Source organism: Agathobacter ruminis, assembly GCF_002735305.1.
GTDB lineage: Bacteria > Bacillota > Clostridia > Lachnospirales > Lachnospiraceae > Roseburia > Roseburia ruminis.
On the sequence record NZ_PDYG01000112.1, the window covers coordinates 16,450 to 30,609 of the forward strand.

Annotated in this window: 13 protein-coding genes; 3 read left to right on the top strand and 10 right to left on the bottom strand. The window is 44.6% G+C overall.

Annotated features, from left to right (window positions below; translation table 11 throughout):
* From CSX02_RS10940 to CSX02_RS10965, 6 genes are all read right to left on the bottom strand, one after another.
* The gene (locus CSX02_RS10940) at positions 1 to 639 is read right to left on the bottom strand and encodes a hypothetical protein (protein WP_189281541.1); all 639 of its coding nucleotides are present in this window, start codon (positions 637 to 639) and stop codon (positions 1 to 3) included.
* 65 nt (positions 640 to 704) lie between these two features.
* Complete coding sequence (locus tag CSX02_RS10945; RefSeq protein ID WP_031543531.1) at positions 705 to 1,937, bottom strand: C40 family peptidase; 1,233 nt, start codon at positions 1,935 to 1,937, stop codon at positions 705 to 707.
* 20 nt (positions 1,938 to 1,957) lie between these two features.
* Complete coding sequence (locus CSX02_RS10950) at positions 1,958 to 2,461, bottom strand: CarD family transcriptional regulator (protein WP_031543530.1); 504 nt, start codon at positions 2,459 to 2,461, stop codon at positions 1,958 to 1,960.
* A gap of 110 nt (positions 2,462 to 2,571) precedes the next feature.
* On the bottom strand, positions 2,572 to 3,900 hold the full coding sequence (locus tag CSX02_RS10955; protein WP_242970476.1) for an AAA family ATPase: 1,329 nt from the start codon (positions 3,898 to 3,900) through the stop codon (positions 2,572 to 2,574).
* Between the two features lie 58 nt (positions 3,901 to 3,958).
* On the bottom strand, positions 3,959 to 4,642 hold the full coding sequence (locus CSX02_RS10960; RefSeq protein WP_034219215.1) for a PspA/IM30 family protein: 684 nt from the start codon (positions 4,640 to 4,642) through the stop codon (positions 3,959 to 3,961).
* A gap of 39 nt (positions 4,643 to 4,681) precedes the next feature.
* Positions 4,682 to 5,686, bottom strand: a complete 1,005-nt coding sequence (locus tag CSX02_RS10965; protein ID WP_099386706.1) for a hypothetical protein — start codon at positions 5,684 to 5,686, stop codon at positions 4,682 to 4,684.
* 246 nt (positions 5,687 to 5,932) lie between these two features.
* On the opposite strand from CSX02_RS10965, the gene CSX02_RS10970 reads away from it, so the two are divergent.
* Together CSX02_RS10970 and CSX02_RS10975 are read left to right on the top strand one after the other, a co-directional pair.
* Positions 5,933 to 6,502, top strand: coding sequence for a helix-turn-helix domain-containing protein (locus tag CSX02_RS10970; RefSeq protein WP_099386707.1), 570 nt, complete (start codon positions 5,933 to 5,935; stop codon positions 6,500 to 6,502).
* Complete coding sequence (locus CSX02_RS10975; protein ID WP_242970480.1) at positions 6,469 to 7,320, top strand: IS3 family transposase; 852 nt, start codon at positions 6,469 to 6,471, stop codon at positions 7,318 to 7,320. The genes CSX02_RS10970 and CSX02_RS10975 overlap by 34 nt, the downstream gene beginning before the upstream one ends.
* A 59-nt stretch (positions 7,321 to 7,379) precedes the next feature.
* Here CSX02_RS10975 and CSX02_RS10980 read toward each other — a convergent pair whose 3' ends face one another.
* From CSX02_RS10980 to CSX02_RS10990, 3 genes are all read right to left on the bottom strand, one after another.
* Entirely contained in the window at positions 7,380 to 9,404 is a 2,025-nt protein-coding gene (locus CSX02_RS10980; RefSeq protein WP_189281544.1) for a methyl-accepting chemotaxis protein, read from the bottom strand.
* Between the two features lie 277 nt (positions 9,405 to 9,681).
* Positions 9,682 to 11,304 carry a tetratricopeptide repeat-containing diguanylate cyclase gene (locus CSX02_RS10985; RefSeq protein WP_099386710.1) on the bottom strand — a complete coding sequence of 541 codons (1,623 nt, stop codon included), beginning with the start codon at positions 11,302 to 11,304 and terminating at the stop codon, positions 9,682 to 9,684.
* The gene (locus tag CSX02_RS10990; RefSeq protein WP_099386711.1) at positions 11,222 to 12,127 is read right to left on the bottom strand and encodes a deoxyribonuclease IV; all 906 of its coding nucleotides are present in this window, start codon (positions 12,125 to 12,127) and stop codon (positions 11,222 to 11,224) included. Before CSX02_RS10990 ends, CSX02_RS10985 begins: the two co-directional genes overlap by 83 nt.
* Before the next feature lie 125 nt (positions 12,128 to 12,252).
* Here CSX02_RS10990 and CSX02_RS10995 point away from each other — a divergent pair, with 125 nt between their 5' ends.
* Positions 12,253 to 13,116 (top strand): YitT family protein, encoded by an 864-nt coding sequence (locus tag CSX02_RS10995; RefSeq protein WP_099386712.1) that lies wholly within the window; start codon positions 12,253 to 12,255, stop codon positions 13,114 to 13,116.
* 7 nt (positions 13,117 to 13,123) lie between these two features.
* Here the strand turns inward: CSX02_RS10995 and CSX02_RS11000 are convergent, their stop codons facing one another.
* Positions 13,124 to 14,110: a flavodoxin family protein gene (locus CSX02_RS11000; RefSeq protein ID WP_031543522.1), complete on the bottom strand. Its 987-nt coding sequence runs from the start codon at positions 14,108 to 14,110 to the stop codon at positions 13,124 to 13,126.
* Positions 14,111 to 14,160 lie beyond the last annotated feature (50 nt).

Sequence of the window (14,160 nt, forward strand, 5' to 3'; positions counted from 1 at the left end):
TCATTCATAGGACAATGTAATTGATCCAAATTCAAGCTGCTTCCAGGCAGCTTTGTTTATTTCGCCTTCCCATTCTTTTAACAAATTCTCATAACCCGGTGCCGAAAAATCATAATCTTCATATTCGACTCCGTTCATCCCTGCATAAATCAATTGCATCTTTTGCGCATAACTCATGCGCTCTAAAGTTGCATCGATATCTTCTTTTGATACACCAAGCCGCTCTATCCGGTCATCTTCTTTCAAATCATTCCAGACATCCTTCTGGTAATTCGAGAGGGTACGCCGGTCCTCCTCATTGAGCGTAATCTTTTCTCGCATCGCCATCTGATAAAATATCTCATCATGCAATGCCATCTGTGCGCAGGCATTTCGCGCTGCGAGACGCACAAATACTCCATCCACATGGACATTCCAGTATTTCTCCGGATTCTGTGGATTATAGACGCGTGCCTGCTCGTCCACCTGACTTTCCTCATACGCGACATAAAAAGCCACCTCGCGAAAAGTCCTTGTCTGATCCCCGACCTTCACGGCAGTCTCATCAAGCACGGTATCAAACGGCACACCGGTCTTTTGACGCTGATCGTAATGATACAATGCGAGCGCGATCAAGACCGCGCTCAAGCATAATGTCAAAATCCATTTTTTAGGGCTCTTGTGAAAATTTCTGATCCCATTCCAAATTGTTCGAATGATATACATTAAATCAACCTGCGAATTGCTGTAATCGTATGGCAGTCTGCGCGACGATTGTCCGTCACACCCTGTCTGCTTCCCTGTGCTTCAACAATGCATCCGTTTCCGATGTAAATGGCCACATGACCCGGATATACGATGACATCACCGGCACGCATATTGTTGTATGAAACCGGCTGTCCGACAGACTTGAATGACTGCGAATAACGCGGTGTGCTAATGCCGAAATGACCGTATACCATATGCACAAATCCGGAGCAGTCGATTCCTTTGTCCGAACTCCAGTCATAAGTAATAACATCTCCGCCCCATTTATAATGAGCGCCGACAAACTGTCGTGCATAAGCAACCAATTCTTCACCGGATACCGAAGTGCGGTTGGAAGGATCGTTGGAATCATCTGTCAGATATCCTGCATCACCGAGTCCACCCTTTCCGGATCCGCCACCTTCGTAATCATCCGCATTCTGTCCGGCAGCTGCAGCCTCTTCCGCACGTACGCGCGCTCCCAGCTCCGATACAGATTCTTCGTATTCTTCCTTTTTGTCTTTTGCATTTGCAATTTGCGATGCATAAGTAGCCTGCTCTTTTTCAAGCATCTTCACGGTCTTTTCCGCCGCAACCTGCTGCTTTTGATAATCGCTTTGCATTTCAAGCAGTTCTTCCATGTTGCTTGCGAGTTCTTCGCTGACCTTTTCCACTTCCTCAAGTGCCAGCTGATAATTGTCCATCAGCTGACGGTCGGTCTCATGCACCTGCGTAATATATTCGAGACGGTTGAGCACCTCCGAAAAATTGCCTGCGGATATAATTGCCGACCAGACCGAATTGGCAGAACTGTTCTCATACATGAACTGAATACGCAGCTTCATGGATTCGTATTCTTCATCCACTTTTTTCTGTGCTGCTGCCAGTTTAATATTGTTCTCATCAATTTCATCCTGGCATGCGCTGATACGACGCTCCAGTTTTTCCTGTGCCGCAATCAGTTTGTTTAATGCGGCGGATGCTTTCTCGAGATCTTCCTTGGATTGTTCAGCCTGTGATTCGAGATCATCGATTTCATCAATGGTCTCCTGCAGTTCCTTTTTGGCATCCTCCCATTCTTCTCGTGTATCTGCAAATACTTCCTTACTTTTTTCTCTCGTAATTGGGAGTGTCGCTAATAAAACGGTTGCCAAAAGCAAAGCACACGCGCGCATCCATTTTTGATTTTTTTGTTTCAAAAAGAATCGCATAAGTCTACCTCCACAATATTCTATTGATTTAAAAACTCTTCCGAAATCATGACCGGAATGTCATCGATATCTTTGTCAAGTGCAAAGGCGAGTTCCGTATATAATTCGTCCTCTGCCATACGAAAATATTTTTCGTCGCAGGCCGTCGACTTCTTGCCTGCATCCTGGCGGGCTTTTCTGCGGTTATACAGATCTTTTAGCACACTGACCAGACAATGCGGTTTGCCGCTTCGAATGGCCTCTTTGTATTCCTGTTCACGCAGTTTCTCCACCTTAACCTGCAATGGTTCAATCCGGGTAAACTGCCCGATCAGTTCCATCGCCTCTTCTTTTGTCATTACATCGCGGATTTTTGTCTCCGCCCCCTCAACAGGCACATATAGTTTGCTTCCCTTCTTTACCTCCGGAACCAGATAATAATACATCTGTGTTTTGTCTCCAACTGCGAAATCAGGATGTCCGATCTGATCAATCCGACATACTCCGTTTCCAATTTTTAACACATACTCTCCGACTTCAAACATATCTTGCCTCTTCAATTAAACTACATTTGCACGCATACGCGTGCCACCCTACTATATATTGTACACAACCCCTCCGTTTTTTTCAAATCCCCATCCTGAAAAAAATAATTCTAACCCAGATCTTCCGGCTCAATGGTTGACAAAATTTCTTTGTCAATCCGGCCCTCCTCCATTTGAACGACGCGACCGGCCTGTTTGGCAATCGCCTGTTCCATCAGATTACGCACAGAGCGCGCATTTGCGAAATTCTCTGTCTTTTCTGCAACCATGCGCTCCACAATCTCCGCGGCTTTGGCCTTTGCCGCCTCGGAAAGATGATATTCCTGCTTTTTCAGATTCATTTGCAAAATCGCCAGCAATTCCTCTGCCGTATAATCTTCAAAATGAATAAAATGATTAAAGCGCGATTTCAATCCCGGATTGGAACTTAAGAATTGCTCCATCAAATCCGTATATCCCGCCACAATCACAACAAGTTCATCGCGATGATCCTCCATCGCTTTGAGCAGGGTGTCCACAGCCTCCTGGCCAAAGTCTCCTTCACCCTTATTCACGGTCAGCGTATAGGCTTCATCAATAAATAAAATACCGCCCAATGCCGATTCAATGACCGTCTGTGTCTGTGTCGCCGTCTGTCCGACATAGCCGCGCACGAGTCCTCCACGGTCTACCTCAATCAGCTGCCCCTGCTTTACAACGCCCAGATATTTATAGATGTCCGCCAGGATTCTGGCAACTGTCGTCTTGCCGGTTCCCGGATTGCCGGAAAATACCATATGTTTGGAAACATCCGTCACCTTCAGTCCCTGCGCCTTGCGCATCTTCTGAACTCTGATGAGATTAATCATGGAATTCACCTGATATTTCACGCCGGTCAGTCCAACCAGATCATTCAGTTCCTCCAGCAAAGCTGACAGCTTTTGCTCGCGCACTTCCTCCGATTCGGTTGGTTCGGTGATGACATCCACAGGCCGATACTGTTTCTGTGAGCCGGCATACCAGACTGCATATTCGCGCAGGAATTGCTCCATACGATCCATATATGCAGTGAAAAAAGCGGATTCCGCCTCATCCGGTTCCTCGACATGCAAAGCCAGAAGCATCTGCCCGAACAGCAGAAATGTATCATAGATGACCATTGCTTTTTGTCCGTGAAACGGATCGTTTTGCACTTTGTTTCCCGCATCCGCAAGGACAGCAAACTTCAGTACGGACGGAATCTCATTTGCGAATCCCGCCGGAAGTTTTTCTTTTTGAGCAGCCAGGTATTCTCCTTCTGCCCGGATTCCGAGCGACTGTGAGATCAGCTGTGCTTCCGCAGGCTCAAGTTTGCCGTTTGCATCTGCCAGATAGATTGCAAATCGCAACAGTTCCGTGCGAAAACGCTCCGAAAGGGAAATCCCTTCCGAAGCGTTATTCCCTACATTTGCCGTCTTCAAAAGCTCACATATTTGATTTGATTTTTCAATGTAACCTTTTATATCGAGCTGTTGCATATTACATTCCCAGCTTTGCCTTCAATGCAGCAAGTTCATCATCCACAGAAGCAGAATCACCTGCACTGGTATACTTCTCGGTCAGGCTCTCTGCCGTAACCGTCTGCTCATCAAGTTCTGCCGAAGCATTTGCTTCAGCAAGCATGCGGTCTGCTTTTTCCTCATACTTGTTAAATGCCTCAAAATTCACAGCACTGTTTGCTTTTGCAGCGGTCTTGTTGATTGACTCCTGTGCCTTTGCCATCGAAATCTTTGCCTTTGCAACGTCCTTGCGCTGCTCAAGCTCTTCGATATTGCGCACAAGCTTGTTGTAGCCATCCTGCATCATCTGTGCATTCTTCTGCGCCAGTTCAAGATTTGCAGCCAGACTCTGACGGGTTACTTCCGCAGTCTGCTTTGCAGCCAGCAATGTGCGGGCATCGTCCTCGTTGCCTGCCTTTAATGCATTCTCTGCTGCCTTCTGCTTTCTTGCAATGTCAGCATCACAATCTGCCAATTTCTTTTCTGCCATCTTGACATCTGCCATAACTGCAGCCGTATCGCGCTTGACATCTGCGAGATCTCTCTTGTAATCGATCAACATCTGATCAATCATTTTTGCCGGATCCTCCGCTTTGTCCAAAAGCGCATTCAAATTTGCCTCCAAAATCTTTGGAATTCTTGCTAATGTGTCAGTTAATCCCATGTGAAACCCCTTTCTTATTTTCATATAAAAATAAATAAATTATTTTTGATCCTCATTTAAATATTTGCTGGTCAGATCATCTGCCTTGGCGTCGACAATGTCCTCCAGCGGCGTATTTAAGATGCGCTCGTCTTCCTGCGCCTTCTCTCTGGCACGCTGATTCTTCGTCTTGACCAGCCAGATAATCGCGCAGACCACCAATGCGATTGCCACCACTATCAGGAGCCATTTCATGACATCTTTTCCGGTTGTCGATACACGCATAATGGTCTTTGCGGTATCATGAAATGTATTCGTAAAAACATCATCGGTTGACATCCGTGTAACCCAATACTTATCCAGCGTATTCCAGAATATTTCCACAGCTTCGGAATCCATCACGGAGCTTGTCTGCTTTCCGTTGACATATGCCATATATCCAACGGAATCATCCGTATTCCGTTCTGCAAAATAGACATACAAAAAGATATTCTCGACCGTGAAATGTTCCTCATAATATTGCTCGGCCCATTCCTGCTTCTCGCTGTCCGAAGTCAGCTCCTCATCATATGCATGGAGTACGATATACGGCTGTACACCGGTCTTTTCCCAGAATTCTTTGAGTTTTTTCTCCGTCTTACCGACGTTGTCAAACCAACCGATCTCATCCACAATGCAATCATTGATATATGCATTTCCGGTATCAAGCTTTTTGCGCTCAATCGTGGATTTCGTCTTGCTTCCGCTTCCAATGCCAAAGACAATGCACATAATAATCAGGAAAAAGGCAAGCACCACGATTGCAAACAGGCCACCGCCGCTTCCGCCGTTACCACCGTTTCCGTTGTTACCGGTATTTACATATACCGTTCTTCTCGGTCCGTAGAATCTGGGTCCGCGACCGAATCCGCCACCGAATCCGCCTCGCATTCCGTTTCCCATTCCACTTCCCATTCCGCTTCCTGCACGAGATCCACCAACACGGTGTCCTCCGCTTACGCGTCCTGACGAATGGCCTCCGGATGATACATGGCCGCCTCCGCCACCAGCTCCTGCTCTAGGCATATCGTTTCCTCCCTTTTTGTTTTTCTCAACAAATCTATCATATCTTATTTCACTTCAAAAATCCACATTCAAACTCCAACTTCAATACGTTTCCGGCACAATATCCGGTTGCGAAATTCAGCATATTTCTATCGCGCGAGTGCGCATCCATAGCGGAGCGCTTTTTATCATAAAAAAAAGCCGATGGGAAATGATATGTACCCTCTTTACTGGACAACGAATAGTTCAGTAAGGAGGGTTATTTTTATGCGCTATAGTTATGAGTACAAAAGAAAATGTGTTGAGCTGTTTCGCCAAGGGATAATTCCAGATGTTCCAGAAGGTATTTCTAGAGATCGTTTCCTGAAGTATTTAAACAAATGGATGCGTCTTGAAAATGCAAATGGCCCTGGGGCATTAAAGCACAATAATCAACACAAAATCTGGGAACCTGATGATAAACTTGTTCTTGTTTCTAAAGTAATAGCTGGCCAATCTATCTCTTCTGTTGCGATTGATGCAGGAATAAATGAAGGAATGTTATATCAATGGGTTCGCAAATACAAGATTTATGGCTACAATGGACTTATCAATCAAAAGAAAGGTCGCAAGCCCATGAATCCCAAAATCAAGAAAGTTGGAACTAGAAAACCACCAAAGCCTGATGAATCCGAGTACGAGGAGTTAATTCGACTACGAGCTGAAAATGAATACATGAAAGCCGAAATTGAAGTGATAAAAAAAGAGATCGCCTTGAGAGAACAAAAGGAAGCTGCGCGACTCAAGGCGAAAAAGCAGCGATCATCAAAGAACTCAGAGAAAATGGATTCCAATTAAAGCATCTTCTTAAAGCTATGCATATGGCTAAATCAACTTACTATTTTGAGATTAGTAAGAAAGATGTTGTTGCCGAACGTAATCAAGAAATACTAAAAGAAATACAAAGTATTTTTGAATCAAACAAGCGCAGGTATGGTGTCCGACGAGTCCATCAAGAACTGAGAAATCGAGGATACCAGGTAAATCATAAGCGTGTTCAACGTCTTATGCACGAAGCAGGATTAGTGGGGAAACGCCCAAAAGAAAAGTACCATTCTTATAAAGGTGTAGTTGGAAAGATTGCTGATAATATAGTAAATAGGGACTTTAGCACAACTGCGCCTTTAGAGAAATGGACAACAGATGTATCGCAGTTTAATTTTTCATGGGGAAAGTGTTATCTATCGCCAATTTTAGATATGAATACAAATGAAATAATTTCCTATGATTTATCTAAGAGCCCTAATCTTGAGCAAATAGACAGAATGTTAAATAGAGCTTTTGATAAATTCCCCTCAGTTGAAGGACTTGTATTTCATTCAGATCAAGGCTGGCAGTATCAACATGCGTATTATAGAACTGCTTTAAAGGAACATGGAATTATTCAATCCATGTCTCGAAAAGGTAACTGCTATGATAATTGTATTATGGAGACATTCTTTGGAAGATTAAAAAATGAGATGTATTATGGCTACGAGAAAGAATACCATTCTTTCGAAGATTTCAAAAAAGCAATTGAAGAATATATAGACTATTATAATAACAAAAGAATTCAGGCAAAAACAAAATGGATGCCACCTGTACAATACAGGATAGCATCCATGTGTTCAGCCTAGTTCATAAATTTGTGTCCAGGATTCTGGGTACATATCAAAATCCCATCGGCTTTTGATGATTAATTGATTTTGAAGGTGCTGACAAAATCTCCTATTTTTGTAGCGGAGTTTGCAACCGTCTGTGCGCTTTGGTCTACGCCCTGACTCTCATTTGCAACCTGCTCGGCAGATTCCACAACGGTATCAACCGTATCCGTCACCTCAATGGTGCTCGCACTCTGTTCTTCGGAAATTGCCGCAACAGAAGATGCGATTTCGTTGACCTCGCTCATCATGTGGATCATATCCTGAACGGTGTGTCCGGTCAGATCCAGATTGCGGAAGATTTCTGCGAATGTCTCACCGGCAGTGGAAACTGCCTCGGAGCTCTGTCCGATTTCTTCGACATTTCGTTTGGACTTATCGGACAGATTGCGAATCTGTGCGGTAATATCCTGAATGATGGCACTGATCTCTGTGGTAGCATTTGCACTTTCGTTTGCAAGATTTCCGATTTCGTCTGCAACGACTGCAAATCCACGGCCTGCTTCACCGGCTCTTGCAGCTTCAATGGAAGCATTCAGAGACAACAGGTTGGTCTGTGAAGAAATGGAATTGATCATTTCTACAATACTATTGATCTTTTGTGCACTTTCGTCCACAACATTTACAACATCGTTCATTTCATTCATGGAATCGGCTACATTCTTCATGCTCTCCTGTACCGCTTCCATATCTTTCTGGCCACGGCCTGCCTGCTCAACCAATGCACCCATGGTTTCGCTTGCTTCCATTCCTTTATCGGTCAGGTCGCTTACCGCTCCGGCAAGGCTGGTTGCATTATTGGCAAGTTCTGTTACGGATTCGGAAATACCGTTCATGGTATCACGAATCTGCATCATAGACTGGCTCTGCTCGTTCGCCTGACGGTTCAATTCTCCGGAAGCATGCTGACTGTTGCCTGCCTCCTCAGAAAGCTGTCCGGTTACAGTCTTCATATCGCCAAGCGTATTGCGCATGGTGGAAACATAATCTGACATGCAGCGGTTCATCAGGCTGATTTCATCATTGCCCTGTCGATCGATTTCTACGGTGAAATCGCCCCTGGTAATGCGTTCAATATTTGCTGTCAGCTTTGTTACAGGTTTTGTGATAATCGTTCTTGTCAAAATAAACATCACGACTGCAATCAATACGACAACAACTGCGAGAATCACAAAGATTAAAATCATAAATGTGTTCAGGTCTCGCAAAACATCTTTTTCATCAATCGATGAAACCATGGTCCAGGTGGTGCCCGGAACATTGGTCAAAGCCATATAATAGGTAGAGCCCTGCGCTTTGGATGTGACAACTTCCTCTTTGCCACCCTGCATTACGCTCGAAAGCAGTTGCAGATATCCATTATCCGGATAATCAGAAATCTTTGTTCCGTTTAAAGAGCTGTCGGCAAAGGAAAGAATATTGTCTCCGTCAAACAGCATTGTGGTTCCGTTTCCCATCGGAACAAATTGTAAAATTTCTTCCATGATACCGGACAATTCCACATCAACTGCTGCCACACCGCTTCTGCCGTCTGCCATTTTAATTTCGCGGCTCATCGAAACAACCATTTCTCCGGTGCTGGAATCCAAATATGGAGTTCCGTATTCAAAAGATGGTTTTCCCTTTCCTTCGAGATACCAGTCGCGTTCTGTCACTACGTAGTCTGCGTCCGGAACCCATCCTGACGGATCAATAAATCCACCATCATCCAAACCGATATACATTGCATTTGCAGCAAGTTCATAACGATTCACAAATGAAGCCATGTAATTTAAAAGCGTCGCATCATCGGCAAATTTTACTGTCTGGATGGTGTCCGCTTCCACATTAAACGAGTCTGTTAAAGTTGTCACTTCTCGCCCGATAATTGCGGCATTTGACTGCCCCTCTTTCAGCAACGACTCCTTTGCCATTGAAGTAATAATCGCGGACGCCCGAAAAGATGTGAACAGCACAAGTGCAACAATTGCAATTGCGACCATAGGCATCAGAATTCGAAGCAATTTGAAGCTGATTCCAACTTTTACCTCCCGATTTTTTTGTGTGTTTGTTTTAGCCATATGCATCCTCCTTTAGTCCCCCATGCATCTCTCCTTAGTACTATTTTACCATCAAATATTCTCTTTTCAATAGCCATTTCATAATTTTCGTCAACTATTCGTGGAGAATCACACACAAAAAAAATTATTAATCCATGGGCCCGCTAAGCCCTTCACAATGCAAGAATATTTTGGTTTTCATATATGCAAAAGCTCACATCTTGATTACCATGTGTAATGAATGCCTGTACAATTTTGAAAAAAGTTTATCGTTGGCGGACACACAAAGCGATCGTATTTAATCTTTTGTGATGCGATTCTTTCCGTTCTTTTTGGAGTGATATAAATGGTCGTCCGCACGCTTCACCACATCATCGCGCCCTTCTCCCTTTGCAATTCCCATGCTCAGGGTAATGGTCAGCCCATCCTGGAAATCCCAGATTTGTGCTTCAAACAGTTTGCGAATGCGTTCTGCAATTTCATCTACAGTGCCAAGCGCATCTTTGCTGACCAGCAGAACAAATTCCTCTCCGCCATACCGGTAAGCACGCACCTGTCCCTTTGCAAATTTGCGCAAAATCTTTCCCAAACGGATCAATACGCGGTCACCGGCCTGGTGGCCGTAGGTGTCATTGACCGATTTAAAATTGTCGATGTCCATCATGACAATTCCATAAGTATTCAATGTCTTCTTCGCCCGTTCAAGGTCATGATTGAATACCTTACGCGCACGCAATTTGGTCAGTCCATCTGTCTGGCTGTTGCCAATGATGATAATAAAGATCACAACCAGAATCGCAATCAGCAATGCCGAGGCAATCATATAGATGACTCTCGTGGAATTCTCCTGTTTGTACTTTTCCTGATGCTCCATGACAAGTTTTGAATCGTCCACCTGTCCGGCAATCAGTCTGGCATAATCCTCATTTTGCGCATCAAACAGACGCACATATAATTTTTCGATGGTAGCCTGAAATTCTTTGGTGATTTCTTTGCCCTGCGCTCTGAACTGTTTTTCCATCATGAGCAGACTGTTCAATTCCTGCTTCTCGCAGCTTTCGCGCTCACAAAGAATAATATATTTGTTGATTTCTGCCCGAGCAGCCTCATCATTCAAATCCGTCGCATTGGCCAGGGCGATATAGCATTTCACCTCATAATAAGGCAAAATCAGATCTTTCATCAGTGCGTCATGATAGATTGGTCTGGCAACCAAGCTGCTTTCCTTGTATGCATCAACAATGTCCGCGGCCTTCTCGTATCTTCCTGTTACTGCATAGACACGCGCCAATGCCACTTCCGTCATCAGGCGATCCGTATTTTCGTAGAGATCGTTGTATGACCTGTTGATCAGCTCCAATGATTTTTCTAACGCCTGCTCCGACAGATTATATTCTTTTCGATAGAAATGCATCATGCCCTGCATTCGATATGCAAGACTTTTGATTTGTGAATCCGCAATCTCATCAAACTGCTCCACCTGCATTGCATGCGTAATCATCTCTTCCGCTCGTTCAAAGGAAAAATTATCGATATAGGAATTGGCCAGATCCATATAAAGCTTTACGGTATCATCCTTTTCCCCGCTCTGCTCCAGATAATAAAGCGCATATCCGGTATAGCGATAATAGGTAATCATCTCGGATTTTGCACGATAAATCATGCTCGCGCGCTCATACAAAAGACCTTTGTCACGATCCGTCAGGCTCATGGTTTCGATACAGTCCAGCACCTGATCAAGCTGCTCCTGCAATTCTTCCTCGGACTGCGGAATCCTGTGGTTGACAATATTATGGACCTTCTTTTGATTGGCCACTTTGTCCAGATAGTTTTTTACTTCATAGAATGTCTGCAGCGCGATTAGAAGCCCCATCACAATCAGCACTGTCACTAAGATTTTGCGATTTGTTGTTTTTGTCATGATAACCCCGTATTAATTCTATTTCTTTTGCATACCCAATATCGTCATTCGGTGTTTCCAGAATGAACGGCTTTCCCTGTAAAACAGGGTGCATTGATAGATTCCCTAAAGTCTCTTCGCCGAGAAATCCTTCTCCGATTTTCTCATGGCGATCCTTGTGAGATCCAATGGCATTTTTGCTGTCATTGATATGCAGTGCATGCAAGCAGTCAAGACCGATGATTCGGTCAAATTCTTCAAATACTTCATCCGGATGTGTCAGTAGATCGTAACCTGCATCCCAAACATGGCAGGTATCCAGACAAACTCCGATTTTGTCCTTCATCTCAACCCGATCGATAATCTGTCTTAACTGCTCGAAATTTCTTCCGATTTCACTGCCTTTCCCCGCCATCGTCTCAAGCAGCACCGTCGTGTGCATTCCTTCAAACATACACTCGTTCAGTGCATCGGCAATCTGTGCGATTGCAGTCTGTTCATCCTGTCCTGTGGCGGAACCCGGATGAAAATTATAATAATTGCCCGGAGTGAATTCCATCCGACGCAAATCATCATATAACATATCATGTCCAAATTTACGGACATCTTCTTTGGCAGAACAAAGATTCATGGTATAGCTTGCATGCGCCACCAGCGGGCCAAATCCGTGTTCTTTCTGATAATGCATAAAAGCCATCGCATCAGCCGGATCAATTGCCTTGGCTGCTCCGCCGCGCGGATTGCGCGTAAAAAATGCGAATGTGTCTGCACCCAATCTGGTTGCATGTTTGCCCATTGCAAGAAATCCGTCGGATGATGACAGATGGCATCCGATATAAATCATCGTATTTCCTCTCAAAATAACTTGTCTTTCACTTTTCTTTATAATACCCTATATATAGAAGTTCGTAAACCTTACCCAAAAGTATGTCGACACTTCCATTATTAACCTTGGAGGACCATTTGTCTATGAATAAAAAGGCTCGTTTTTCTATCATCCTTGGACGATATATGCTTTTGACACTCGCGACCATAATTATTATCATTGGAATCTATGTTTTTAAATTCCCAAATAATTTTTCTTTTGGTGGTGTCACCGGTATCGCAATCGTTCTTGCACCGTTTGTACCCGTCACACCGGGTATCCTGACACTGATCATCAATATGTTTTTGCTTTTGCTCGGTTTTATCTTTTTGGGCAAATCCTTCGGCCTGATGACGGCCTATGTCAGCATCCTGATGTCTGTCGGTCTGCGACTTTGTGAATTGTGGTTTCCGATGAATCAGCCACTCACCGACGAACCGGTATTGGAACTGATTTTTGCAATCGCCCTTCCGGCGGTGGCATCCGCTGTCTATTTCAACATCGGTGCATCCGGCGGCGGTACGGATGTCGTTGCAATGATTTTGTCCAAATATACCTCGCTCAACATCGGCGCTGCTTTATTTGTTGCAGATTTGTTGATTGTCATTGCGTCCTGCTTCGTCTTTGATACCAAAACAGGACTCTGCTCGTTGACCGGACTGCTTGCCAAGTCCCTGGTAGTGGACGGTGTCATCGAAAACATCAACCTCTGCAAATACTTTACGATTATCTCCGACAATCCTAAGCCGATTTGCGATTTTATCACAAATGAATTAGGCCGGAGCGCTACCCTGTACAATGCTCAGGGCGCATACTCCGGCGCTGATAAAACCATCATTATTACAATTACCAAGCGTTCACAAGCCGTGAAGCTTCGTAATTTTATCAAACATATGGAACCGAGTGCCTTTATCGCAATCACCAATTCGAGTGAAATCATCGGAAAAGGCTTCCGCGGAATGAATTAATTCCGTCCTATTTGGATGGGGATGGTGTCGGTTCACATACCTCTGTATAATGTTTCTTGCGGGCCTGGAATTCCGGGTCCTTAAACAAATCCATCAAACGGCCTTCGTTCTCGAAAATATCCTGGCCGTGTGCCATTTTGCCCGGCAAAATGTCATGCGCATGTTCCGGCAGTCCATTCGGGACAATGCTCGGATCGTTTTCGAAACGGAATGCGCCATCCACCAGTTTCAGACGACCTTCCAATCCGCACAATTCGCATACCACATGATCGGTTCCCGGGAAAATATAAAATGCATTTCCGTGACAATGCGGACATGCGCCGTCTTTTCCCTGCCAAGGATCATATTCCTCGGATCCCGGAATAATCATCTGCTTGTCAATCATATCCTGAGCCGCATCGACAAGATTCCGGCCGATTTCCTGCATACGTGCAATCTTGTCATCCTGCATGATAACATCCTTACACCATGAGAAATATTCATTGTTGACTACTTTCCATCCCGGACTTAATGCAAACATTCTGTGGTCGGTCTCAACACGCACCGCCCAGTCCGATCCGCCGATGCCGACAAAAGACAATGCCTTCTGGCGGAAGTAGCGTGGATTGAGTCCTTCTTTGCCCTGCTCTTTTAATTTTCCGTCAGCCATCAGCATCATGCCAGTATCATGTCCCGGTCCCATACGGTCGGTAATGATATGGAACAATCCGGATGCACCTGACTCATAAATCGGATCGACAAAGAGCACACCATCTGCCTCGATGATTTTTTCGTAAAGCGCATGGAAGTCATCCTTTACAGTACATACCATGCCTTTTCCCATAACCAGGCTTCTCGAACATGCAACACATCCGGTGCATGGTCTGATATCCCAGTCAAACAGATGGATAAATTCAATCTCTGCGCCTTTCTCTCTTGCTGCTTCCAGCGCAACACGGCACATTGTATCATTATTTCCGTTTTTTGTACCCAGTGAAATACCTAAAATCTTCATTTGTAAAACCCTCCTGATTAAACTCACCTGTACCCTTATTATCTATGCTA